Genomic DNA, 23,783 nt, shown 5'->3' with positions numbered 1-23,783 from the left:
GCATCGCGATGACAGATACACTCCTTTCCGTGCGTGATCTCTCCGTTGCCTTCCACCAGGGCGGCAAGACGTCGGTGGCCGTGGACCGCATATCCTTCGACATCAAGCGTGGCGAGGTCGTTGCGTTGGTCGGCGAGTCCGGCTCGGGAAAATCGGTCTCGGCCAATTCGATCCTGAAACTGCTCCCCTACCCGGCGGCAAGTCATCCGGGCGGGGAAATCCTCTTCAACGGCAAGGATCTGATGAAGGCCTCGGAGGCCGAACTGCGCCATGTGCGCGGCAACGACATCACCATGATCTTCCAGGAGCCGATGACATCGCTCAACCCGCTGCACTCGATCGAGCGGCAGATTGCCGAAATCCTCGACCTGCACCAGGGGATCACCGGACCAGCGGCGCGTAAACGCGTTTTGGAACTGCTCAATCAGGTCGGCATCCGCGAGCCGGAAAAACGTCTCGCTGCCTATCCGCATGAGCTCTCCGGCGGCCAGCGCCAGCGTGTGATGATCGCCATGGCGCTCGCCAACCGGCCGGAACTGCTGATCGCCGACGAGCCGACAACCGCGCTCGACGTAACCGTCCAGGCGCAGATCCTCGAGCTTCTGAAAAAGCTCAAGGATGAGCATGGCATGTCGATGCTGTTCATCACCCATGATCTCGGAATCGTCCGCAAGATCGCCGACCGGGTCTGTGTCATGACCAAGGGCAAGATCGTCGAAACGGGTCCGACGGCGGAAATTTTCGCCAATCCGCAGCACGCCTATACCCGCCATCTTCTGGCCTCGGAACCAAAGGGCGTACCGCCGGTATCCGATACCTCGAAGCCGGTGGTGATCGAGGCGCAGGACATGAAGGTCTGGTTCCCGATCAAGGCCGGTTTCCTGCGCCGCATCGTAGATCATGTGAAGGCGGTCGACGGCATCGATCTGACGCTGCGTGCCGGCCAGACGCTCGGTGTCGTCGGTGAATCCGGTTCCGGCAAGACGACGCTCGGCCTTGCCCTGACGCGCCTGATCTCCTCGAAGGGACGCATCAGCTTCATCGGCAATGAAATAGCCGGCTATTCGTTCAAGCAGATGCGCCCCTTGCGCCGCCGCATGCAGATCGTCTTCCAGGATCCCTACGGTTCGCTCAGCCCCCGCATGGCCATCAGCGACATTGTCGGCGAGGGGCTGAAGGTGCACGAGCCTTCGCTGTCCGAAAAGGAACGCGATGCCCGCGTCGCAGCGGCGCTCGAGGAGGTGGGCCTCGATGCGGCGACCCGCTGGAGATACCCGCACGAGTTCTCAGGCGGCCAGCGGCAGCGCGTCGCCATTGCCCGCGCCATGGTTCTCAAGCCCCAGTTCGTCATGCTCGATGAACCGACCTCGGCGCTCGACATGAGCGTGCAGGCGCAGGTGGTCGATCTCTTGCGCGATCTGCAGGCGAAGCATTCGCTCGCTTACCTCTTCATCAGCCACGACCTGAAAGTCGTCCGAGCGCTCGCCAACGACATGATCGTCATGCGGCTCGGCAAGGTGGTGGAGCAGGGACCATCGGAACGCATCTTCACGGCGCCGCAGGCAGACTATACCAAGGCGCTGATGGCCGCTGCCTTCAACATGGAAGCGGTCAACGTGCCCGCCATCAATCAATAGAGTTCCGTTTCATGCCTTCGAAAAGTCCCGTCATCGTCGATCTGAAGTTTATTCCGCAGGAAGTGGAAAACGGCCTGAAAGGCGCCTTTGGCGGCCGCGAAGTCATCAATCTCGCAGACCCTGCCCATAAGGATCGTGATCTCTCCGGCATCGACTATGCGGTCGTCTGGAAATCCGATCCGGACCTGTTTTCGCGCGCGCCGGATCTGAAGGTCGTCTTTTCCGGCGGCGCCGGCGTCGATCATGTGTTGACGCTTTCCGGCCTGCCGGATGTGCCCCTGGTCCGCTTCGTCGATCGCAGCCTGACCACACGCATGAGCGAGTGGGTCGTCATGAACTGTCTTCTGCATCTGCGTCAGCACCGCGCCTATGAAGCGCGCGCCAGGGCGCACGTCTGGGAAGATCTGAGCCAGCCCGAAGCCGCCGATGTCACCGTCGGCGTCATGGGGCTCGGCGTGTTGGGGCAGGATGCCATCGCCAAGCTCCGCGTCTTGGGTTTCAGGACCATCGGCTGGTCCCGTTCGAAGAAGGAGATCGATGGCGTCGCGACCTTCGCGGGCGATAAAGTGGACGCGTTTCTCGCTGGAACCGATTTCCTCGTCGGTCTGCTGCCGTTGACCGACGAAACCCGTGGCATCTTCAATACCTCGATCTTCACGAAGCTCAGTCGCGGTGGCCCCTTCGGCGCGCCGATCTTCATCAATGGCGGCCGCGGCGGCAGCCAGGTCGAGACCGACATTCTGGCGGCGCTGAGATCGGGCCTGCTCGGCGGCGCCTCGCTCGACGTGTTCGAACAGGAGCCGCTGGCCAAGGACAGCCCCTTGTGGGATATGGACAACGTCTACATCACCCCGCACGTCGCAGCCTCCTCGGACGTCAAGGCGCTCTTTGCGCATGTCGAACAGCAGATCAACCGCTTTGAAAGCGGCCTGCCGCTGGAACATCTGGTGGATCGAAACGCCGGCTATTGATCAGGGTCGGCGATACCCCGTCGGCTGGTCGTAGAGCCAGCCAATCCGCGTGATCGCGTCGTTCAGCCCCTCCAGGGCGACGTTCATCGTGTGGCCATTGGCATGCAGCAGCGTCTTTTCATCTTCCATAATGGCCACGTGCCCCTTCCAGAAGACGAGATCGCCGCGGCTCAGTTCGTCGCGGGTGATTTCGGTGCCAAGTCCCTTGGCCTGCATGTCGGTATCGCGCGGCGCGCTCTTGCCGGTCATCATCATCGACAGCTGGATAAGGCCTGAGCAGTCGATGCCGAAACCGGAGCGTCCGCCCCAGAGATAGGGCGTTTCAAGGAACCGTGCCGCCACCGAGACGTAGTCTCCAGATAATGGCTTTCCCACCTCCGCGCAGTGATTGGCGATAACGGCCTGGCCGCCTTCCAGCAGGAAATAGCGGGTGCCGCGTGTTTCCTCTTCGCCGACGACGGCAATGCGGCTGCCCATCGACAGCGCCTGAACCGTCGTGAATTTCAGGTCCGGGCCAGAATAGACGAAGGTGCGTGGCGCGGTGACGATATGCGTCAGGCGGCGCAGCACGGATGAAACGGCATCGGCCGGCACGTAACCGACATAGTCGTCGAAATCCGCCTTGACCCACGCCCATCCTCCGGCGGCATCGAGGACGCGCACCGTCTCCCCCAGCAACAGCTCGGTGTCCACGCCGCACTCAGGGTCAGGCCGCGCCCGTACCTGCACGACGGGAATGCAGACCTCGCCCGGTGAGCCGCCGACATAGTTGGCCGCCTCGACGACGCCGCGCAGGCGCTCTTCGGCAAGGTCCGGGCGATAGGCGTTCAGCCGGCGGTCGGGAAGATCAGACATGGGTCCTCAGATAGACAATTTGCGTCCCTGATCAATGATCAGGTCGCCAAGTTTTTCAAGATAAAGCGCGCCCTCGACCGTACGTTTGATGATCACATTGCGCTTGTCGCGCTCGTCTCGCGTGCGGGCGACGAGGCCGAGGTCGCCCATCGTGTCGAGGGCACGGGTGATGACCGGCTTCGTCACACCGAGAATAGCAGCCAGCCCGCGCACGGTGTGCGGCGGCGGTACGAGGTAGATATGCAGGAGGATGGCCATCTGCCGCAGCGTCAGGTCGCGATCGTCTATCCGCACCTGCTCGAGCGACACGGCGTGCCAGAGGTTCAGCGCCTGGGAGGCTGAGAGTTCGACCGGCATCCGGTGCCCCTTGGTTTCGAGTGGCCAAATGTACAGGCGGGATCGTTACGGAAGCGTTTCTTTTTGGGCGGGACAAAGGCTTGGCCGTTGTCAAATCCGCGCGATCGCCTTTTCGATCTTCGAAAGATGCGCCGCGCGCTGCTTTTCCGTCACACGGTCCCTGTCGTGCAAGATTCCTGAACTGCACGTTGGCGTTCATCCTTAGAACAGGCTGCCTTGTTTCGGCGGCTCGGTCGGTGCCGGCTTTTCAGCGCGCTTCTTCACCGGTTGTGGCGGCGCTGGCGCGCCGCCTTCCGTCGTCACGGCGTTGATGGACCCGTCGGCAAATTCGATGGCGATCACCTGGTTCAGCGAGAGGGCTGAAGCCAGCTTGACCGGGGCTCCCGTCTCATCGCGCACCAGTGCGTAGCCGCGCTTCAGCACGTTGCGATAGGACAGAGACTGCAGGATGCGGTCCTGTGCCGTCACCGTGCTGCGCCGCCGCCGCAAATCGGCCAGCAGAGCGTTGTCGGCTCTGCCTGCAAGGCCCGTCAAGCGATCCTGCGAACGGTGGATCTGGCTAAGCAGCCGGCCTGGGAGGGTTCTGAGCGATGCATCAGCCGAAGATACTCTTGTCGCAGAACGCTGGAGGAGGCGCTCGACGATGCGCTCGGCGCGGATCATCCGATCGGACAGTTTCTGCCGCCGCTCGTTGATCCTGGTCGCCAATACGTCTGGCCTCAGGTGCGCCGATATGCGCTCGAAGGCGCGCCGCTTGTTGGCCGTATTCATCTGAAGGCCGCGCCCAAGCCTCGTTGATGCTTCATCGAAGCGCCGGCGTGGCAAAGCGAGGAGCTGATCGAGTGACGGTAGCGCTCGCGCCAAGGCGCGAACCGACTGCCGCCGGTTGTCCATCTGGCGCGTCACCGCGGCCTTGAGACGTGCAGAAAGAGCCGAAACACAGGCCTCCAGCTCAGCCTTCACCGGCACGGCCATTTCCGCGGCCCCCGTCGGCGTCGGTGCCCGCTGGTCGCTCGCGTAGTCGATCAGCGTCCAGTCGGTTTCGTGGCCGACGGCAGAGATCAGCGGGATCTGCGAATTCGCCGCCGCCCGCACCACGGCCTCGTCATTGAAGCTCCAGAGATCCTCCAGGCTGCCGCCGCCGCGTGCGACGATCAGGAGATCCGGCCGGGCGATCGGGCCGCCGGCAGTGAAGGCGTTGAAGCCCTCGATCGCTGCAGCCACCTCATTGCCTGAGCCATCGCCCTGGACGCGCACGGGCCAGACGATGACATGTACGGGGAACCGATCTGAAATCCGGTGCAGGATATCGCGAATGACAGCGCCGGTCGGTGAGGTGACGACGCCGATGATACGCGGCATATAGGGCAGGGGCCGTTTCCGCGCCTGGTCGAACAGTCCTTCGGCGCCGAGCTTGCGCTTGCGCTCCTCGATCAGTGCCATTAGCGCGCCAGCGCCCGCAGGCTCCAGCGTCTCGATGACGATCTGGTATTTCGACGAACCGGGGAAGGTCGTCACCTTGCCGGTGGCGATCACCTCCATGCCTTCTTCCGGCCGGAACCTCAGTCGGCTCATCGTGCCTTTCCAGATGACAGCGTCGATTCGCGCCTTGTCGTCCTTCAGGGAAAAATAGGCGTGGCCAGAGGAATGCGGGCCGCGATAGCCAGAAATCTCGCCGCGCACCCGCACCTGGTCGAAGGCCTGCTCGATCGTGCGCTTGATGGAACCGGATAGCTCAGACACCGAATATTCGGTGAGATTGGAGGGCGAATCGGAATCGAAGAACGAGTTCATGAACCTATTTTGCCGTGCCAGGCCGCGGATGACCAGCCGTTGGCGGCGACCCTCAACAGGCGTTTCATTCTGCCCGTTTGTCTCCGGTGCTCAAACCGTGCGCATCGTGACGAATGTCACGACTGAGGGCAAGCCAGTGCGCGGCCGTTTCTCTTTCCGCGCGGGCGATCCAGGCAAGGGCGGGCGCCTATACGCGAGGGACGATCGTACGCCACAGATTTCACGCAAATGGCAAATATACCGGTCGCCAAGGGAACTCTCCGGCGCCCGATACGTTATGGCCAACAGAGGGTTAAGCCAAATTTAGCGAGCATAGTGCAAACTGGTTGCACTATGCTCATCGTTGAGAGGGGTCGGATGCTGATCTTGACCGCATTTACAGTCGGATTTTTGGCAGCGGGGCTGCGGTCTGTGTGTAGCTACGTTCTGGCCGGTGGTCTGATTGTTTCGGCCTTCGCTCTTGCCGCACTCTTTTCGGCCGGTGCCGTGTCGCCGCTTGCGCTGGCTCTCGCCTTGCTCGCCTATAATGCCGGGATCGCGGCACCGGTCTTTGCCGCGTTCATTCTTGTGCGGAGCCGGCAGGCATAAGACCCACATCATCGCGCACCCTTGAAAAACCCGCCGCTCCGCAGCCAGCGGGTTTTCAAATTCAAACCGGCTCCCAGCCGTCCTTCTCGCTGGCCCGGTAGATCGCATCGATCAGCTTTTGATTGTCCATCGAGCTTTCCAGCGTCACCACCTCTTCCTCTTCGCCCCGTGCCGCACGCGAAAAGGCTTCCGCTTCGAGTTTGTACTGGCGGGCATCCTGGAAGCGGAAGACCTGCGATTGCGCGTGGTTCTGGTTGGTAAGCTCGAGTTCCTCGGCGCCATACCGGTCGGCATTGAACGGCGACTTGACCTCTATGAAGCCCTTGTCGCCATGGAACACCATCACCTGGCGGGCGGCGAGTTGGGTGGAGATGTAGAAACTCAGTTCAAAGTCGCCGAAATCGGCCCGCACGCTGGAATACATGTCGGTGCCGAACTGCGCATCGCGGTCGGTATTCGCCTGTACCCGGATCGGCTCCCTGCCGGTGGCGAAACGGGTCGTTATCGTCGGATAGACGCCGATGTCAGGCAGCCCGCCGCCGCCGAGTTCCGGCTTGTTGCGCATATTGGCGGCATCGCGGTTGTAATAGGTGAAGGCGCCCTGGACGTGGCGCAGCTTGCCGACAGCACCCTCCTGCAGCAGCGAGCGGACTTTACGCCAGACGGGACTGTAGGTGACCATGTAGGCTTCGGAAATCAGCACCTTGTTGCGGTCGCGTGCTTCGATCACCGCGCCGATTTCGGACGCCTTGAGCGCGATCGGTTTCTCGCAAAGCACGTGTTTGCCGGCATCGGCCGCCCTGATCGTCCATTCGATATGCTGCGAGGTGGGCAACGGGATGTAAACGGCGTCGATGAGATCTGACGCCAGCATCTCTTCATAGGAACCGAAGGCGTGCGGCACGGAGAAACGGTCGGCCATCTCGCGCGCCTTGGAAAGCTCACGGCTGGCAATCGCCGCAACGACGCAGTTTTCCGCGTCCTGGATGGCGGGAACAACAAGCTCGCGACCGATCTTGGCCGTCGACAGAATACCGAAGCGCAGCATGACATATCCTCCCTGTTTTGGCGGCACAGTAACCGCGAGGTACCTGCCCATCAAGCCACGTGGGCGGGAATAAAATTGCCGCCGGTCATGTAAAAACGCTGTACCTTGCCTATCTCCATGAGGCAGACTTTGCGCCTCCCGAGCGATTTACCCCATGGCATTCTGGAGCGACCTCATGGAAAAGCGGACCCTCGGCCGCACTGGCCTGTCTATCGCGCCGCTGGTCTTCGGCGGCAATGTCTTCGGCTGGACAGCGGATGAAAACACCTCCTTCCAATTGCTCGACGCCTTCTTCGCCGCAGGCTTCAACGCCATCGATACCGCGGATGCCTATTCCACCTGGGTTCCTGGCAATAGCGGCGGCGAATCCGAGACGATCATCGGCAAATGGCTGAAACAGTCGGGCCGCGACCGGGACGAGGCCGTGATCGTCACCAAGGTTGGCTCAGAAATGGGGCCGGGCCAGAAGGGGCTCTCGGCAAAATGGATCCTGCAGGCTGTCGAGGATTCCCTTCGCCGGCTGCAGACCGATCATATCGACGTCTACCTGTCGCATTGGCCGGATGCCGAAACGCCCTATGAGGAAACGCTGGGCGCCTATGATACCCTTCTGCGGCAGGGCAAGGTTCGCCATATCGGAGCGTCCAATCTGAGCGCCGGGCAGTTGCGCGACGCGCTCGATGTTTCGAAGGGCGAGAACCTGCCGCGCTATGAAGTGCTGCAGCCGGAATACAATCTCTATGACCGCGCTTCCTTCGACGGCCCGCTCCGAAATCTCTGCATGACCGAGGAGATCGGCGTGATCACCTATTTCGGTCTTGCGAGAGGTTTTCTTTCGGGAAAATATCGCTCGCACCGGGATCTGGAGGGTTCGGCACGCGGCGGCGGCATCGGCAAATATCTCGACGGCCGCGGCATGCGCATCCTGGGCGCGCTGGACGACGTGGCAGCTGACACCGGCAACACGCAGGCCGAGATTGCTCTTGCCTGGATCATGGCCCGCAAGGGTGTCACGGCGCCGATTTCCAGTGCGACGAACCTGACCCAGCTCGAAAGTCTGATAAAGGCGGCTTCGATCCGCCTTTCCAACGAAGCCTGCCAGCTGCTAAACGAGGCCAGCGAATAGAAGACCCGGAAGGAAAAAGCATGACGGTTGAGATACGCGACGCGGCGCCCGGCGACGAAGCGGACTGGCGCAGGCTCTGGGCGGGCTATGTCGCTTTCTACCGGGTGGCGGTATCCCCGGATGTGACGACAACGACGTGGGGCCGGATCATCGATCCTGCCACGCCGCTGTTCATGCGTGTCGCGGTGCTGGACGGTCACGTCGTCGGCTTTGCCATCTGCCTCTTGCATGAGGCGACCTGGGTGAAGGAGCCGGTCTGTTACCTGGAAGACCTTTTCCTCGACGAGGCTATGCGCGGAAAGGGCATCGGCAAAGCGTTGCTCGACGATCTCGTCGAAAAAGCCAAGGCCAATGGCTGGGCCCGCCTTTACTGGCATACCGACGAAGGTAATGAGACGGCACGGCGGCTCTACGACAAATATACCGAGGCCGATGGCCATGTCCGCTACCGGATGAGTTTCTAGAGCATTTCCAGGAAAAGTGTGAAACGGTTTTCCGTCTGGAATGCGTAAAAACGCTCTAGCCTTCCAGAGGCGGAAAACCCTGGTAAAACTCCGCATGAGTGCCGGAATGATTGGCCATGCCTTCCTTTGTCAGCAGACCAGCCGGCGCCGCATAGCTGCGGATGCGCCGTGCTGGTCGCTCGTGCCACTGGATGTTCACTGCCCAGAGTTTCGGGAAAAAGCAGAGTGAAGCATAGGGCAGGTTGTCGTGGATCCACCACGCAAGTGACTGCCAGCCGCCGTGGGTTGCGCGCCGGTCCCAGACCCAGGGAATGACGATGCAGGCCGTCGCGCCCATGCAGCCGTCGGCATCGCGCATGTCCCAGATGTGATCGGCGGCGCTGGCCGCATTGGTCGAGCAATTGAGCTTGTTGCGGTTGCCGAACGCGTTGACTGACCGGGACCGATAGCCGGAGCGGATATGCAGCCGGCCGAAGGTTCGCTGCAGCGGTTCCAGCAATTCTTCGCAGAGTTTCCTGCCGGCAGCGATCGCCAATTCCGGATCGTCGGGGATATTCGGCATGCCGTAGAAATCGGCGATCTCGGAATGCAGGAAGTCTCTCAGAAAGAAGGTCTCCGACAGGCGCGCGCGGCCCAGATCCTCCAGCGCCTTCATCGACCCCGGCTTTTTCATGCAAATTCTCCCGCTTTCCGGAAGACTATGCCGGCGGCGGTCTGCATGCCACCCGTTTTCATTCAGCCGACGTGCCGGAAGAAATCGATGAAGGCGCGCAAGGCCGGACGCATCTGCCGCCGGCTGGCATAATAGAGATAGGCGCCGGGATAGGGCGGGCACCAGTCCTCCAGGACCCGGACCAGCCGCCCCGCCTCGATATGTTCGATCACCCGCATCTCGAAGGCGTAGGCGAGCCCTGCTCCGCCGATCGCCGCCGCGATGATCGGCCGGTCCTCGCCGAGAATCAGCGGCCCCTCGATCGGGATGGTCAATTCCTGCCCGTCCTTCTCGAATTCCCAGTTGTAGAGCGTGCCGTTGGAAAAGCGGCGGCGGATGCAGCGGTGCCGCAGAAGATCGCGCGGATGCTCGGGGACCGCGAACCGGTCGAAATAGGCGGGCGAGGCGACGATGGCGCCCCGCAGAGGCGGCCCGATCTTGACTGCGATCATATCGGCATCCAGGCTTTCTTCCAGCCGGATTCCGGCGTCGAAACCCTCGCGCACGATATCGGTAAACCCGTCCTCGTCGGCGATCTCCAGCGTGATATCCGGATAAAGGCCCAGGAATTCACCGAGCCGCGGCGCGATCAGGAGATCGGCGGCAAAGCGCGGCGCGGTGACGCGCAGATTGCCGGAGGGGTGCACCTTCGCCTCAATGACGGCGTCGAGCGCCATGCCGATATCACTGAGCGCCGGACGCAGGCGTTCCAGGAGCAGCAAGCCTTCTTCCGTCGGCGCGACGCTGCGCGTGGTGCGTGCCAGAAGCCGCACGCCGAGGCTTTCCTCCAGCGCCGAGATCGCGTGGCTGACGGCCGACGGCGCAATGCCGAGTTCCTTTGCCGCCGCGCGAAAGCCGCGATGGGCGGCGACGGTGGACAGGACGGCGAGTTGAGCGAGCTGGTTCCGGTTCATTGATCGAAACAATAGAACAACCCGTTAGGATTTGCAGCCGTTATCAAACGATCTCAGGCGCATTAATTTCACGCTGTAACGCCGGTGCCCGTCGGCGCTCGCATTCCCCTCTCCGGCTCACAAAGGAGCAATCACGATGAAAACCCGCGAACTTGGACAGGATCTTACCGTTTCAGCCGTTGGGCTCGGCTGCATGGGCATGAGCTTCGCCTATGGCGCAGCCGACGAGAAGGAATCGATCCGCACCCTGCATCGCGCCGTCGATCTTGGCGTCACCTTTTTCGATACGGCGGAGGTCTATGGCCCCTATGAAAACGAAATCCTGCTCGGAAAAGCCCTGAAGGATGTTCGCGACCGTGTCACCATCGCCACCAAATTCGGCTTCCGCATCATGACCGGAAAATCCTCCAGCGAGACCATCATCGGTGTCGATGGTCGTCCGGAAAATGCCAAGGCGGTCGCTGAAGCCTCGCTGAAACGCCTCGGTACCGATGTCATCGATCTTTACTACCTGCACCGTGTCGATCCCTCCGTGCCGATCGAGGACACGGTGGGCGCGATGGCGGAACTGGTGCGCGAAGGCAAGGTGCGCACGCTCGGCCTTTCGGAGGCAAGTGCCGCCACCATCCGCCGTGCCCATGCCGTCCACCCGATCGCTGCCGTCCAGAGTGAATATTCGTTGTGGAGCCGCGATCCGGAAGACGAGGTGCTCAATGTCTGCCGCGAACTCGCCATCGGCTTCGTGCCCTACAGCCCGCTCGGACGCGGCATGCTCGCCGGTGCGATCCGCAAGGTGGACGATCTCGAGCAGGACGACTTCCGCCGAACTCTGCCGCGTTTCCAGGCGGAAAATCTCAACGCCAATGCCGGACTCGTCGAAACACTGACCGGGATCGCCGAAAGCAAGGGCGTGACGGCGGCTCAGCTGGCTCTTTCCTGGGTGCTCAATCAGGGCGATTTCATCGTCCCGATCCCCGGCGCCCGCAAGCTCAACCATCTGGAGCAGAATGTGGCCGCAGCGCAAATCGTTCTGTCGGATGACGAACTGGCGGTGCTCGCGGATGCCCTGTCGCCGAGCCAGGTGGCCGGCAAGCGCTACTCGGATGCCTCGCTGGTATTGACCAACAGATAGACTTGTACAGTCTCACCATGCTCTCGCTCTTCGGGGCGAAGCACAACCGGTAATGGATGCCAGGCGATATGGCGCGCAGCTTCGTCTTTGTTCGCTTCCGGCGTCGTGATAGGATCGTTCGACGGACTAGAGCGCCATGCGTCGGATCTGCCGCGCAAGGGACGCTGTATCACTTTTGAAGTTGCTGCATAATTTTAATCCTTAAATCGATCCCCGGGTTAAGGGATTATGCAGAAGGGAGGTGCTGTGAATGTCGGACGAACAGGCAGTTGGCACAGTCGTTCACCTCTATGTCGATGGTATGGCGTTTTGCAACGAGGCCGCCTTGCGCAAGGCCTTCCATCCGGATGCCAAGATCATCGGTAATTACGAGGGCGCCGTCGAATGGATGTCCCGCGACGATTTCATCGCCGCCATCCTCGCCGAACCGCCGGCGGCGCCCGGAACTCAGCCCTTGATGGATATCGAGATTACCGACCTCGAGGGCGACGCCGCCTTCGTCAAGGTCACCGACGAATTCGCCGGTATGCGCTTCACCGACTATCTGTCTCTATTGAAGATCGGCGGCCACTGGGTGATCATCAACAAGCTGTATCATCTGCATCGGTAGGGGTTGTTGTCTCCTCGTTCCGCTTGTGGCCAGTCGCTACCCTCTTGCCCCGTCATCCTCGGGCTTGACCCGAGGATCCAGATGCTATCGCCGCTGCGCATCTCCGTTATCCGGAGCATGGATCCTCGGGTCAAGCCCGAGGATGACCCGGAGGTCGGACCGGCTCGCCCGGCAAATTGCGGGCCGCAAAGGGAGGAGAACCCCTCTTGCGGCCAAATTATCAAGCCCGCAGAACCCCACCCGTGCTCTTCGTCACATTGGCGATGATCTTGCCGGTCAGGACTTCGAAATCCTCGTCCGTCAGCGTGCGCTCCGCCGGCTGGATGACGACCTCGATCGCCACCGACTTCTTGCCTTCGCCGAGCGAGGCGCCCTCGAAGATGTCGAAGACATTGACGGCGGTGACCAGCTTGCGGTCGGCGCTCGATGCTGCCTTGAGGACGGCCCCGGCCTCGACGGTCTTGTCGACGACGAAGGCGAAGTCGCGCCTGACGGCCTGGAAAGGTGAAAGCTCCAGCGCCGGCTTGGTGCGGGTGGCCTTCTTCTTCGGCTCGGGCATGGCGTCGACATAGACTTCGAAGCCCGAGAGTGCACCGGAAACGTCGAGAGCTTCCAGCACCTTTGGATGGAATTCGCCGAAAGTGCCAAGCACGATCTTCGGACCGAGCTTGATCGTGCCGGAACGGCCCGGGTGATACCAGGACGGGCCGCCGGCCTCGAACTGGACATTGCCCATCGGCACGCCGCAGGCCTCGAGAACAGCAATGGCGTCGGCCTTGGCGTCGAACACATCGACCGGCTTGCCGCCACCCTTTGCCGCATTCGACCACAGACGGCCCGAACCGGCAAGCGATGCCGTGCCGCGGCGGATGCCGCCGGCGACGCGGCGCTGGCCAGTCGGCGTGTCGTTCTCATAGGTACCGGAGACCTCGAAGATCGCCACGTCGCCGAAGCCCTTGTCGGCATTGCGCTGGGCGGCGGTCAAAAGGCCCGGCAGCAGCGAAGGCCGCATGTCGGACATGTCGGCGGCGATCGGGTTAGCCAGCGAAAGCGAGCGTGCGCCGCCACCGAAAAGCTCGGCCTGTGCCTTCGAGATGAACGACCAGGTGACGGCCTCCAGCATGCCGCGCGCGGCAAGCGCCCGCTTGGCCTGCCGCGTGCGGATCTGCAGCGTCGTCAGGATCTTGCCGTTGACGCTGCCGAGGCTTTCGATCGGCTCCGGTTTGATGTTGTCGACGCCATGGATGCGCATGACTTCTTCAACGAGGTCCGCCTTGCCATCGACATCCGGCCGCCAGGAAGGAACGGAAACGGAGACTTTGCTGCCGGAGCCATCCACACCGAAACCGAGACCCTTGAGGATCGAGATGCTCTCGTCGGCGCTGACCTCGAGACCCGTTAGGCGCTTGACCTCGGAAACCGGGAAATCGACGATCTTCGGCGTGTAGCCGGCATAGCCGATCACGCCGGCCTTGGCCGCAACGCCGCCGCAGATGTCGATGACCAGCTGCGTGGCGCGCTCGAGGCCGGGAACCATATATTCCGGATCGACGCCACGCTCGAAGCGATAGCGCGCATCGCTGATGATGCCGAGGGTGCGGCCGGTCCTGGCGATGTTCATTGGGTCCCAGAGCGCCGATTCGATCAGCACGTCGGTCGTATTCTCGTCGCAGCCGGAATGCTCGCCGCCCATGATGCCGCCGATTGATTCGATGCCGTCTTCATCGGCAATGATGACATTGGCCGGCGACAGCGAGTATTCGCGCGTGTCGAGCGCCAAAACCTTTTCGCTCTCTTTGGCGCGGCGAACCGTGAGGTTGCCCGTGACCTTGGCGGCGTCGAAGACGTGCAGCGGCCGGCCCTGGTCGAATGTCATGTAGTTGGTGATGTCGACCAGCGCATTGATGGGCCGGAGGCCGATGGCAAGCAGCCGCTGCTGCATCCATTTCGGACTCGGCCCGTTCCTGACGCCGCGCACGAGACGCAGCGCAAAACCTGGGCAGAGGTGCGTGTCTTCACCGAGATCGAGCGTTACTTTGGTCGTTGTCTCGCCTTCCACCTTGAAAGACGGCGCCACCGGAGCCTTCAGCGTACCGAGCCCGGAGGCGGCCAGGTCGCGGGCGATGCCGTGGACACTGGTGCAGTCGGGACGATTGGGCGTCAGATTGATCTCGATCATCGGATCGTCGAGCCCGGCATAGGCGGCGAAGCTCGTGCCGACCGGCGCGTCTTCGGCCAAGTCAATGATGCCGTCGTGGCTATCGGAAATCTGCATCTCTTTTTCGGAACACATCATGCCGTGGCTTTCGATACCACGGATGTTGCCGACCGACAGAGTCACATCGATGCCGGGAACATAGGTGCCGGGTGCCGCAAAAGCGCCGACAAGGCCAGCGCGCGCATTCGGCGCGCCGCAAACGACCTGTACCGGGGCGCCCCTGCCGGTATCAACCATCAGCACCTTGAGCTTATCGGCCTGCGGATGCTTTTCCGCCGAAATGACCTTGGCGATGACGAAAGGCTTAAAGGCTGCCTTGTCGTCGACATCCTCGACCTCCAGCCCGATCGCCGTCAGGCGCTCGCAGATCTGTTCAAGGGTTGCATCCGTTTCCAGATGCTCTTTCAGCCAGGAGAGGGTGAATTTCATGAGTTATTCTTTCAATTCATGGAATCTCAAGATCGTAAAATCTCGCGACGTGGGCAGCAAATCCAGTTCTCGTCGTACCTGCAGCAATTCCGCCGCCAACAGCTGCGTTAGATAAGCCCAACAATGCCGTCAGAAACGCGTCGGCATAACTATACGCTCAAGCCGCCGAACAATGTCGGCATGTCCAGTGGGCGAAAACCGTAGTGGCTCATCCAGCGCACGTCGGCGTCGAAGAAGTTTCTGAGGTCCGGCATGCCGTATTTCAGCATGGCGATGCGGTCGAGGCCCATGCCCCAGGCAAAACCCTGGTAGACGTCGGGATCAAGACCGCCGGCGCGGAGCACGTTCGGGTGCACCATGCCGCAGCCGAGGATTTCCATCCAGTCGGTGCCTTCGCCGAACTTGACGATCGGGCCGGAGGAACGGTCGCACTGGATGTCGACCTCGAAGGACGGCTCGGTGAAGGGGAAGAAGGACGGGCGGAAGCGCATCGTCACATCGTCCACCTCGAAGAAGGCCTTGCAGAACTCTTCGAGAATCCAGCGCATGTTGGCGACGTTCGACTTGGTATCGACCACCAGGCCCTCGACCTGGTGAAACATCGGCGAATGCGTCGCGTCACTGTCCTGCCGGTAGGTCTTGCCGGGGATGATGATGCGGATCGGCGGCTTTTGCGCTTCCATCGTGCGCACCTGCACCGGCGAGGTGTGGGTGCGCAGCACCTTGCGCTCGCCCTTCTCGTCCGGATTGAAGAAAAACGTGTCGTGCATTTCGCGCGCGGGGTGCCCTTCGGGGAAGTTCAGCGCGGTGAAATTGTAATAATCGGTCTCGATATCCGGACCTTCGGCGATCGAGAAACCCATGTCGGCGAAGATCGCGGTGATTTCGTCGATGATCTGGCTGATCGGGTGAATGCGGCCGCGTTCGGCCGGCGACGAGCGAACCGGCAGGCTGATATCGACGGTCTCGCGGGCGAGCCGCTCGGCAATCGCTGCGTCCTTCAGCGCCGACTTGCGGGCGGTGATGGCTTCGAACACGTCGTTCTTCAGTGCATTGATCGCAGCACCCCGCGTCTGGCGCTCGTCCGGCGACATGGTGCCGAGCGTCTTCAGGAGTTCGGAGATCGAGCCCTTCTTGCCGAGCGCATTGACGCGCACGGCTTCGATGGCCGCCTCGTCATGCGCGCCGGTCACTTCGGTCAGCAGCTTCTCTTTCAGTGCTTGCAGATCGGACATGGTTCATTTCCCGTGATCGGTCAAAGAAAAACCCGCGCCAGCCGTACCAGCGCGGGTTTCCCAATTCATATTCAAAAGGCCTGGGAAGCGCTGGCTTTTAACGAACCGCGCTTTCAAACTCGTTGGTGGTGCCGGCGTCCTTGAGGTATTCAAGCGCCTTCTTGGCGGCGGCGACGAGCGCGCCGAATGCTTCCGTCTCATGGATTGCCATGTCGGACAGAACCTTGCGGTCGACTTCGATGCCAGCCTTGGAGAGGCCGTCGATGAAGCGGCCGTAGGTCAGGCCATGTTCGCGGACGGCAGCGTTGATGCGCTGGATCCAGAGAGCGCGGAAGTTGCGCTTGTTGACCTTGCGGTCGCGGTAAGCGAACTGCTTCGAACGGTCCACGGCTGCCTTGGCGGCGCGGATGGTGTTCTTGCGGCGGCCGTAAAAGCCCTTGGCTGCCTTGAGTGTCTTCTTGTGCTTGGCGTGAGCTGCTACGCCGCGTTTTACACGTGCCATGTCATGATCTCCTTAAAAATCCAAAAGTGCCAGACGTCTTAGAGACCGTTAGGCAGGTAGTTCTTGATGACCTTCTTGCCATCAGGCTCTGCAAGCACCATGGTGCCACGTGCATCGCGAATGAACTTGTTGGACCGCTTGATCATGCCATGGCGCTTGCCTGCGGCAGCGGCCATGACCTTGCCGGTTGCGGTGATCTTGAACCGCTTCTTGGCCGAGGATTTCGTCTTCATCTTGGGCATTTTGCTACTCCATTTTTCTTGATTTCGAGATCGACTGACGAGGTCGTCTCCAGCGTAAAGAACGGCCACGGCATGCCCTGCCGGACCGTTCGGACGGGGGCTTGTAACCGAAGCGCCCGCAAAGTGCAATGGCATTGCGGCAAACGCCCCGATATTTCCGCATTGCCGGCATCAGACATGAAAAAGCCGCCTCGCCGGCGGCTTCATCAGGATCGAACCTGAAAACGCGGCGCTTACTTCGGCGCCAGCACCATCATCATCTGACGGCCCTCGAGCTTCGGCTCGGCTTCGACCTTGGCGATTGACAGCGTGTCTTCCTTGACCTGGAGCAGGAGCTTCAGGCCAAGTTCCTGGTGCGCCATTTCGCGGCCGCGGAACTTCAGGGTCACCTTGACCTTGTCGCCTTCTTCGAAGAAGCGGTTCATCGCCCGCATCTTCACGTCGTAATCGTGCGTGTCGATGTTCGGACGCATCTTGATCTCCTTGATCTCGATGATCTTCTGCTTCTTGCGTGCTTCGGCCGCCTTTTTCTGCGTTGAGTATTTCAGCTTGCCCAGATCAAGGATCTTGCACACAGGCGGTTCAGCGTTCGGCGAAATTTCCACAAGGTCAAGCCCGGCTTCCTCTGCTATGCGCAATGCCTGATCTGTGGGGATGCTGCCGTGGTTGACACCTTCGGCGTCGATGAGCTGAACCCGGGGAACCCGGATTTCCTTGTTAGAGCGGGGCCCGTCTTTTGTCGGGGCGTCCGTTTTGAACGGTCTGCGAATGGTCGTACTCTCCTCGAGCTGTTACGAATGGAATGCCTGACGGTAGCGCGATTTCCCGGCAAAATGCCGTTCAACTGCCGCTGGGCCGTCATGTGGAAATTGCTGCGGGAAAGTCAATACCACAGCTTTTTGCGGAAATCACCACCTGTCTGGCACTCGGAGAATCTGTTTTAGAAAGAAAAACAGCGAGAAACGCATAAAAAAGGGAAAAGACTTGATGTCATTGCCAAACTCAGACGCAGAGCCCGATTATCTCGATGTCGGCAGCGGCGTGGATAAGCGCCGGATCGCCATGCACATTCTGCCCGCGGCAAGCGGCAAATCCCTGCCGGCACTCGTCTGGCTCGGCGGATACCGGTCCGACATGGCCGGCACCAAGGCGGTCGAACTCGAACGCCACGCGGAAGAGACCGGTGCCGCCTGCATACGCTTCGACTATTCCGGCCACGGCCTCTCCGGTGGCGCTTTTACCGACGGAACGATTTCCCGATGGCTGGAAGAAAGCCTCGCGGTCATCGGCCACGTCAATCCCGAGCGCATGGTTGTCATCGGCTCGTCGATGGGCGGCTGGGTCGCGCTGCGGCTTATCGCTGAACTGCGCGCGCGGGGCCAGGGTGGCCGAATCGCTGGCCTGGTACTGATTGCCCCGGCGCCGGATTTTACCAGCGAGCTCATCGAACCGAACCTGACGGATGCCGAGCGTGCATCCCTTGCTGAGCGCGGCTATTTCGAGGAGCCGACGCCCTATGGACCGGACCCGAACATTTATACTGCGCGGCTGATCGAGGACGGGCGCAAGAACCGCGTGCTGGACGGGATCATCGCGACCGGATGCCCGGTGCATATCCTGCAAGGCATGCAGGACCCCGACGTGCCGTATGGCCACGCCCTGAGGCTGATGGAGCATCTGCCGTCCGACGACGTGGTGATGACACTGGTCCGCGACGGCGATCACCGTCTGTCGCGCCCCGAGGATGTCGAGCGCATACTGGCTGCCGTCGATGGTATGTTATCTGACTGAAAACGCTCGATAAATTGACATAAATGTCACTTTTCTGCGCATTTTAACCATATCCAGCAATCCCCAATTCTGCAGATTGACTTCGTTTCGGGCGCACTGTTAACTCTTTGTTAACGATTAGAGCAGCTCGCGGACGGGGATCGATCGCGAAAGCTGGCGTCAGATTTCAGCTTTTCGCGGGGATTCTTCGGAACTGTTTCAGGAGAAAGCCGCGCCACAGGGGACGTGTATGGCGCAGTTGACGGGGGTTAAGAAAATGGTCGTGGCAATCGCGGCTGTTTTCGCATCGGCAGGCGCGGCTATTCCGGCGCCATCGGCAACAGCCCTCTCGATGCAGACGGGCGCCATCACCTCCCAGCCGATCGGCCATTACGAGTTCTGCCAGTCCCATCACTCCGAATGCGAGATCAAGTCCAGGTCGTCGACCGCGCCGCGCGTCACCGACTTCGGCTGGTCGGTCATTCGCGAGGTCAATCTCGCCGTCAACCGCGAAATTTCGCCGATGACCGATATGGACCTGTACGGCAAGGACGAGGTCTGGACCTATCCCGGTGGCTCCGGCGACTGCGAGGATTTCGTGCTTTTGAAGCGCAAGCGCCTGATCGAGAAAGGCTTCTCGCCATCCGACCTGTTGATCACCGTCGTCCGCAAGCCGGACGGCGAGGGCCATGCGGTTCTGACCGTGCGCACCGCACAGGGTGATTTCATCCTCGACAACCTCGAAAACGAGGTGAAGCTCTGGACGAAGACGCCCTACCGCTTTTTGAAGCGCCAGGCCTCCATCAACACCGGCCGCTGGGTGACGATCGAGAACGGCGCGGAAGTTTTGGTCGGCTCTGTCGGCAATTGAAGATCTGAATTTCCAGTTTCAAACGACGGAAGGCACGCGGGATCAGCGCACCCTTCCTTCCTTTGGCTCGGCGCTACGCATTGCCGATCAGCACGCCGGCCGCCAGCACCAGACTGCCGCCGATCACCACCTGGAAGGCGGCGCGCAGGAATGGGGTTTCCATGTACTTGTTCTGGATGAAGGCGATCGCCCAGAGTTCGAAGAAGACGATGATCCCGGCCATGATCGTCGCGGTCCAGAAATGTGGAATGAGATAGGGCAGGGCGTGTCCAAGCCCACCGAGCGCCGTCATGATGCCACAGGAAAGGCCGCGCTTGAGCGGCGAGCCGCGTCCCGAAAGCTTGCCGTCATCATGCGCCGCCTCGGTGAAGCCCATCGATATGCCGGCGCCGACGGAGGCCGAAAGGCCGACCAGGAAGGTCTGCCAGGTGTCCTGCGTGGCAAAGGCGGCGGCAAAGATCGGCGCGAGCGTCGAGACCGAACCGTCCATCAACCCGGCAAGGCCCGGCTGAACGTAGGTGAGCAGGAACTGGCGATACGCCGTGTCGTCCTCCGTCCTGCGGACGCCTTCGGTCACATGCTTGTCGGTCAACATGCGCGCCACGTCCTCATGGCCCTGTTCGGCCAGCGCCAGTTCGCCCAGCAATTGCCGGGTCGATGCGTCGGACGTGCGCTTGGCCGCCTCCACGTAGAAATTATAGGCCTGCGTCTCCATCGCCTCTGCCTCGCGGCGGATCGCATCAAGCGACAGGTTCTGCCGCAGCCAGTCCGGCCGGCGTGCCAGAAAGCCGTTGACGTGCTCGCGCCGGATCAGCGGAATCCGTTCGCCGAAGCGGCGGCGATGCATGTCGATCAGCATGTTCTTATGGGTGTTTTCCACCTCGGCCATGTCCTCGAAGACCTTGGCAGAATCCGGATACCTTCCCTTCAAAGCCTGCGCATAGGCCTGGTAGATGCGTCCGTCGTCCTCTTCCGACGAAATGGCGAGCGCCAGAACTTCCTGTTCGGACAGGGAAGACAGGGGGCGCTTGAAACGGGAGAACAGACGGGCGAACATGATGCAATCTACCAAGTTTAGAATGATTCTAAAAATAAGGAGGCATCACGAAAAGGTCAAGCGAAACGAGCGGCGAAGACTCGACAGCAAGCCGGATACATTCCACGATATTCGGACGATGAACGGTTTCCTCGAAAGCTGTGTCCCCGCATGAACCCGCTCCTGTCCAGCAAGGATACGATCCTCGACCGCATCGGCATGGCGCTGGCCGAAAGGCTGACGACGAAGACCTCGGGCTATGAGCCCTATACACCGTCCGATCCGGAGACGCTCGCCCGCACGCTTCGTCCCGGCGATATTCTGCTGATCGAGGGTAATCAGAAAGTCTCCGCTGCCATCAAGTATCTGACCCAGTCGACCTGGTCGCACGCCGCCTTCTTCGCCGGCGACGAAATCCCGCTGACGCTCGACGAGGCGACGCTTCCGGTCATCGATCGGCCACAGCTGATCGAGGTCAATCTCGGCGAAGGCTGTGTGGCGGTGCCGCTTCGAAAATACTCCACCTACAACACCCGCATCTGTCGGCCCATCGGCCTTACGCCGGAAGACCGGGATACGGTCCTGTCCTTCATGATCTCGCGGCTGGGCTTGAAATACGACATGAAGAATATCCTCGACATGCTGCGCTATTTCATGCCGGCACCGCCGGTTCCGGTGCGCTGGCGCCGCCGCCTGCTGGCCTTCGGTTCGGGCGATCCGACCCGTGCCATCTGCTCGACGCTGATCGCCGAGGCCTTCGAGCAGATCCGCTATCCGATCCTACCCGAGATCACCCGCGCGCCCGGCCGGGCAGCGGCGACATCGCATTATTCACGCGCCGAAATCCTGCATATCCGCCATCATTCGCTCTATACGCCGCGTGATTTCGATCTTTCTCCTTATTTCGCAATCGTCAAGCCGACGCTCGAATACGGCTTCGACTACAAACGGCTGCAATGGGAGGCCAGGGGCGATAGGCCACTCATAGAGAAATATTGAGCGTCTGCTCGCGGATGATATAGGCCTTCTGCCGATCGCTGATGTAGTCGCGCACGATCGGTGCGGCGTCGCGGGACCGGGAAAGCTGCATGTGGAAAACCAGCTGGCTGCCCGTGCGGAACATCATCTCGGCACTTATCAGATAGAATTCCCACATGCGGGCAAACCGCTCGTCATACATCTCGATGACCTTGGCGCGGTTCTTCTCGAAGCGCTCGCCCCAGTGCTTGAGGGTCGTCGCATAGTGGGTGCGCAGGAATTCCAGATCCGTCACCCACAGGCTGTTGCGTTCCACGACCTCGAACACTTCGGAAAGCGCGGGAGAATAGGCGCCCGGGAAGATGTACTTGCGCAGCCAGGCGCTCGCCATGCCGGGCGGGCTCATATGGCCGATCGAATGCAGCACCGCTAGCCCGTCGTCCGGCATCAGCGCGTTCACCTTCTTGAAGAATTCGTCATAGTGATGCACGCCGACGTGCTCGAACATGCCGACGGAAACGATGCGGTCGAAGGTTTCGTCGACCTCGCGGTAGTCGCGCAGTTCGAAGCGCACCCGGCCGTCAAGCCCGGCATCCTTCGCCCGCTGCGTCGCCAGTGCCTGCTGCTCCGTCGACAGCGTCACGCCGAGAACCTCGACGTCCTCGAGCTGGGCGAGATAGAGCGCAAGGTCCCCCCAGCCGCAGCCGATGTCGAGGACCTTCATGCCGGGGCGAAGGCAGAGTTTGGCGGCGAGAAGCCGAAGCTTGTTGCGCTGCGCCTGCTCCAGAGTTTCCTGCGGTTCGCGGAAATAGGCGCAGGAATAGAGCATGTGCTCGTCGAGGAAGAGCTTGTAGAAATCGTTGCCGAGATCGTAGTGATGGGCGACGTTGCGCTGCGCCTCGCCCTTGACGTTGGATTGCTGGCGCTTGCGAAAGCGCATCTTGATGGCGCGCAGCGCCTTCTGGATTGGATAGTTCCCGAGCGCCAGCCGGTTGATCGAAAACAGCGTCAGGAAATCACGCAAGGTCGAGCCGTCTTCGAAGCGCAGCGTCCCATCCATATAGGCTTCGCCGGCGGCGAGTTCGGCGTTGAAGACAAGGGTGCGGTAAAGTTTCGGATCTGTCAGCCGCATGGTCACTTCGGGACCGGGCTCGCCGGAAAAGACATGCGGTTTGCCGCTTGCGTCGATGACCGTCAGCTGGCCCTTGCGGATGAAGGCTTTCATCATATGCGACAGTGGAAACATGCACACCTCGGTGGATAAAGCAGCTCGCGACGCGTCACTCTATCACCGGGTTTTCAAAATGCGCGGTCCAAATTCGTAAATATTCAACGGCCGGTGGCTGTCGCCCCAGCGCTTGCCGCGACGACCAGTACGGTGCCGGCGATCTGCAGCGCCGTCATCGGCTGGCTGAGCACGGCGAAGCCAGCAATCGCGCCAATGGCGGGCTCGAGGCTCATCAGGATGCCGAAGGACGAGGTGCTCATGCGCCTGAGCGCGATCATTTCCAAGGCGTAGGGGATAAGCGGCACGAGCAGCGCAAGCCCGGCAATGGTGACGACGCCCTCGGCCGTCATGCGCGAGACTTCCATCAGCCCGAACGGCGTCGCGACCAAAGCGGCCACGATCAGCGACATGGACAGACCCTGCAGGCCTTCGAATGCGCTACCAGCCTTCTTCATCAGGACGATGTAGAGCCCCCAGCCGGCCGCAGCGCCAAAGGCAAAGAGAATGCCTGTGGGATCCCCGACCCAGCCATGCCCGTCATGGGCAAGGAAAAGCACGCCGGCGCCGGCGATCAGCGGCCAGACCAGCCGCCAGCCGAGGCCGAAGGCAAAGGTCGCGACGGCCAGCGGTCCGAGAAAATCGATGGCCACGGCCAAGCCGAGCGGAATACGCTCGATCGCCGCGAAGAAACACAGCGTCATCCCGGCCATGGAGGCGCCGAGCAGCCCGGCGGTCTGCCACTGTGCCCGCGAATAGCGCAGGATCGGCGGCCGCACGGCGATGGCCAACAGAGCCGCGGCCCAGATCAGCCGCAGCCACGTGGTGGCAAAAGGGCCGTAGGCGGCGATCGCCGATGCCGAAAACGCCGAGCCGAACTGCACGCTTGACATTGATAGAAGGCACAGCACGCCGCCGGTCAGGGCGGCCGCCGTCCCTGTCGTCAACGGTGCCGCCACCGGGATCGCCGTGTCGTTTCCATAGGCCGGTTTCGCTGTCCGCTGATCCAAGTTCTTGTCCTCCAGGCCGATGCCGATTGCTTGCACCGGCTCTACTAAAGGCGCGCGTG

The 23,783-nt window shown here is 61.4% G+C and carries 24 protein-coding genes; 10 read left to right on the top strand and 14 right to left on the bottom strand.

Annotation, left to right across the window (positions count from 1 at the left end):
- The first annotated feature begins 8 nt into the window (after positions 1 to 8).
- Together ACSQ2Z_RS00830 and ACSQ2Z_RS00825 are read left to right on the top strand one after the other, a co-directional pair.
- Positions 9 to 1,637 carry an ABC transporter ATP-binding protein gene (locus ACSQ2Z_RS00830; RefSeq protein WP_436079465.1) on the top strand — a complete coding sequence of 543 codons (1,629 nt, stop codon included), beginning with the start codon at positions 9 to 11 and terminating at the stop codon, positions 1,635 to 1,637.
- 11 nt (positions 1,638 to 1,648) lie between these two features.
- Positions 1,649 to 2,608 carry a 2-hydroxyacid dehydrogenase gene (locus ACSQ2Z_RS00825; RefSeq protein ID WP_436079464.1) on the top strand — a complete coding sequence of 320 codons (960 nt, stop codon included), beginning with the start codon at positions 1,649 to 1,651 and terminating at the stop codon, positions 2,606 to 2,608.
- On the opposite strand, the gene ACSQ2Z_RS00820 is transcribed toward ACSQ2Z_RS00825, so the two are convergent.
- The 3 genes from ACSQ2Z_RS00820 to xseA all read right to left on the bottom strand — a co-directional run bounded on the left by ACSQ2Z_RS00820 (position 2,609) and on the right by xseA (position 5,614).
- Positions 2,609 to 3,463 (bottom strand): NlpC/P60 family protein, encoded by an 855-nt coding sequence (locus ACSQ2Z_RS00820; RefSeq protein ID WP_436079463.1) that lies wholly within the window; start codon positions 3,461 to 3,463, stop codon positions 2,609 to 2,611.
- A gap of 6 nt (positions 3,464 to 3,469) precedes the next feature.
- Positions 3,470 to 3,820 carry a MarR family transcriptional regulator gene (locus ACSQ2Z_RS00815; protein WP_436079462.1) on the bottom strand — a complete coding sequence of 117 codons (351 nt, stop codon included), beginning with the start codon at positions 3,818 to 3,820 and terminating at the stop codon, positions 3,470 to 3,472.
- 201 nt (positions 3,821 to 4,021) lie between these two features.
- Positions 4,022 to 5,614 (bottom strand): exodeoxyribonuclease VII large subunit, encoded by a 1,593-nt coding sequence (gene xseA, locus ACSQ2Z_RS00810; RefSeq protein ID WP_436079461.1) that lies wholly within the window; start codon positions 5,612 to 5,614, stop codon positions 4,022 to 4,024.
- 366 nt (positions 5,615 to 5,980) lie between these two features.
- Between xseA and ACSQ2Z_RS00805 the strand changes: the two genes are divergently transcribed.
- Positions 5,981 to 6,202 (top strand): hypothetical protein, encoded by a 222-nt coding sequence (locus ACSQ2Z_RS00805; RefSeq protein WP_436079460.1) that lies wholly within the window; start codon positions 5,981 to 5,983, stop codon positions 6,200 to 6,202.
- A gap of 61 nt (positions 6,203 to 6,263) precedes the next feature.
- On the opposite strand, the gene ACSQ2Z_RS00800 is transcribed toward ACSQ2Z_RS00805, so the two are convergent.
- Positions 6,264 to 7,250, bottom strand: a complete 987-nt coding sequence (locus ACSQ2Z_RS00800; protein WP_436079459.1) for a Gfo/Idh/MocA family protein — start codon at positions 7,248 to 7,250, stop codon at positions 6,264 to 6,266.
- A gap of 175 nt (positions 7,251 to 7,425) precedes the next feature.
- On the opposite strand from ACSQ2Z_RS00800, the gene ACSQ2Z_RS00795 reads away from it, so the two are divergent.
- Together ACSQ2Z_RS00795 and ACSQ2Z_RS00790 are read left to right on the top strand one after the other, a co-directional pair.
- Positions 7,426 to 8,376 carry an aldo/keto reductase gene (locus ACSQ2Z_RS00795; RefSeq protein WP_436079458.1) on the top strand — a complete coding sequence of 317 codons (951 nt, stop codon included), beginning with the start codon at positions 7,426 to 7,428 and terminating at the stop codon, positions 8,374 to 8,376.
- Between the two features lie 20 nt (positions 8,377 to 8,396).
- Entirely contained in the window at positions 8,397 to 8,840 is a 444-nt protein-coding gene (locus ACSQ2Z_RS00790; protein ID WP_436079457.1) for an N-acetyltransferase family protein, read from the top strand.
- Between the two features lie 55 nt (positions 8,841 to 8,895).
- Here ACSQ2Z_RS00790 and ACSQ2Z_RS00785 read toward each other — a convergent pair whose 3' ends face one another.
- Together ACSQ2Z_RS00785 and ACSQ2Z_RS00780 are read right to left on the bottom strand one after the other, a co-directional pair.
- On the bottom strand, positions 8,896 to 9,513 hold the full coding sequence (locus tag ACSQ2Z_RS00785; RefSeq protein WP_436079456.1) for a hypothetical protein: 618 nt from the start codon (positions 9,511 to 9,513) through the stop codon (positions 8,896 to 8,898).
- 62 nt (positions 9,514 to 9,575) lie between these two features.
- A complete protein-coding gene (locus ACSQ2Z_RS00780; RefSeq protein WP_436079455.1) occupies positions 9,576 to 10,466 on the bottom strand; it encodes a LysR family transcriptional regulator in 891 nt (296 codons plus the stop codon).
- 136 nt (positions 10,467 to 10,602) lie between these two features.
- Between ACSQ2Z_RS00780 and ACSQ2Z_RS00775 the strand changes: the two genes are divergently transcribed.
- Together ACSQ2Z_RS00775 and ACSQ2Z_RS00770 are read left to right on the top strand one after the other, a co-directional pair.
- Positions 10,603 to 11,598 carry an aldo/keto reductase gene (locus ACSQ2Z_RS00775; protein WP_436079454.1) on the top strand — a complete coding sequence of 332 codons (996 nt, stop codon included), beginning with the start codon at positions 10,603 to 10,605 and terminating at the stop codon, positions 11,596 to 11,598.
- Positions 11,599 to 11,848: 250 nt separating this feature from the next.
- The gene (locus tag ACSQ2Z_RS00770) at positions 11,849 to 12,208 is read left to right on the top strand and encodes a nuclear transport factor 2 family protein (protein WP_436079453.1); all 360 of its coding nucleotides are present in this window, start codon (positions 11,849 to 11,851) and stop codon (positions 12,206 to 12,208) included.
- 220 nt (positions 12,209 to 12,428) lie between these two features.
- Here the strand turns inward: ACSQ2Z_RS00770 and pheT are convergent, their stop codons facing one another.
- The 5 genes from pheT to infC form a co-directional block, all read right to left on the bottom strand.
- Complete coding sequence (gene pheT / locus ACSQ2Z_RS00765; protein ID WP_436079452.1) at positions 12,429 to 14,855, bottom strand: phenylalanine--tRNA ligase subunit beta; 2,427 nt, start codon at positions 14,853 to 14,855, stop codon at positions 12,429 to 12,431.
- A gap of 149 nt (positions 14,856 to 15,004) precedes the next feature.
- The gene (gene pheS, locus ACSQ2Z_RS00760) at positions 15,005 to 16,090 is read right to left on the bottom strand and encodes a phenylalanine--tRNA ligase subunit alpha (RefSeq protein WP_436079451.1); all 1,086 of its coding nucleotides are present in this window, start codon (positions 16,088 to 16,090) and stop codon (positions 15,005 to 15,007) included.
- Between the two features lie 97 nt (positions 16,091 to 16,187).
- Positions 16,188 to 16,592 carry a 50S ribosomal protein L20 gene (gene rplT / locus ACSQ2Z_RS00755; RefSeq protein WP_349436690.1) on the bottom strand — a complete coding sequence of 135 codons (405 nt, stop codon included), beginning with the start codon at positions 16,590 to 16,592 and terminating at the stop codon, positions 16,188 to 16,190.
- A gap of 38 nt (positions 16,593 to 16,630) precedes the next feature.
- On the bottom strand, positions 16,631 to 16,834 hold the full coding sequence (gene rpmI / locus ACSQ2Z_RS00750; RefSeq protein WP_018323613.1) for a 50S ribosomal protein L35: 204 nt from the start codon (positions 16,832 to 16,834) through the stop codon (positions 16,631 to 16,633).
- A 233-nt stretch (positions 16,835 to 17,067) separates the two neighbouring features.
- Positions 17,068 to 17,604: a translation initiation factor IF-3 gene (gene infC, locus ACSQ2Z_RS00745; RefSeq protein ID WP_436082928.1), complete on the bottom strand. Its 537-nt coding sequence runs from the start codon at positions 17,602 to 17,604 to the stop codon at positions 17,068 to 17,070.
- Positions 17,605 to 17,821: 217 nt separating this feature from the next.
- Between infC and ACSQ2Z_RS00740 the strand changes: the two genes are divergently transcribed.
- Together ACSQ2Z_RS00740 and ACSQ2Z_RS00735 are read left to right on the top strand one after the other, a co-directional pair.
- Entirely contained in the window at positions 17,822 to 18,625 is an 804-nt protein-coding gene (locus ACSQ2Z_RS00740) for an alpha/beta hydrolase (protein ID WP_436079450.1), read from the top strand.
- A 229-nt stretch (positions 18,626 to 18,854) separates the two neighbouring features.
- Complete coding sequence (locus tag ACSQ2Z_RS00735) at positions 18,855 to 19,475, top strand: transglutaminase-like cysteine peptidase (RefSeq protein WP_436079449.1); 621 nt, start codon at positions 18,855 to 18,857, stop codon at positions 19,473 to 19,475.
- Positions 19,476 to 19,548: 73 nt separating this feature from the next.
- Here ACSQ2Z_RS00735 and mbfA read toward each other — a convergent pair whose 3' ends face one another.
- Entirely contained in the window at positions 19,549 to 20,532 is a 984-nt protein-coding gene (gene mbfA / locus ACSQ2Z_RS00730) for an iron exporter MbfA (RefSeq protein WP_436079448.1), read from the bottom strand.
- A 150-nt stretch (positions 20,533 to 20,682) separates the two neighbouring features.
- Here mbfA and ACSQ2Z_RS00725 point away from each other — a divergent pair, with 150 nt between their 5' ends.
- Positions 20,683 to 21,510, top strand: a complete 828-nt coding sequence (locus ACSQ2Z_RS00725) for a lipo-like protein (protein WP_436079447.1) — start codon at positions 20,683 to 20,685, stop codon at positions 21,508 to 21,510.
- Here ACSQ2Z_RS00725 and ACSQ2Z_RS00720 read toward each other — a convergent pair.
- On the bottom strand, positions 21,494 to 22,735 hold the full coding sequence (locus ACSQ2Z_RS00720) for a class I SAM-dependent methyltransferase (protein ID WP_436079446.1): 1,242 nt from the start codon (positions 22,733 to 22,735) through the stop codon (positions 21,494 to 21,496). The genes ACSQ2Z_RS00725 and ACSQ2Z_RS00720 overlap by 17 nt on opposite strands.
- Before the next feature lie 83 nt (positions 22,736 to 22,818).
- Complete coding sequence (locus ACSQ2Z_RS00715) at positions 22,819 to 23,724, bottom strand: EamA family transporter (protein WP_436079445.1); 906 nt, start codon at positions 23,722 to 23,724, stop codon at positions 22,819 to 22,821.
- Positions 23,725 to 23,783 lie beyond the last annotated feature (59 nt).

The organism is Pararhizobium sp. LjRoot235 (assembly GCF_964254145.1).
Classification (GTDB): domain Bacteria; phylum Pseudomonadota; class Alphaproteobacteria; order Rhizobiales; family Rhizobiaceae; genus Pararhizobium.
This window is presented reverse-complemented; position numbering and strand designations above follow the sequence as displayed.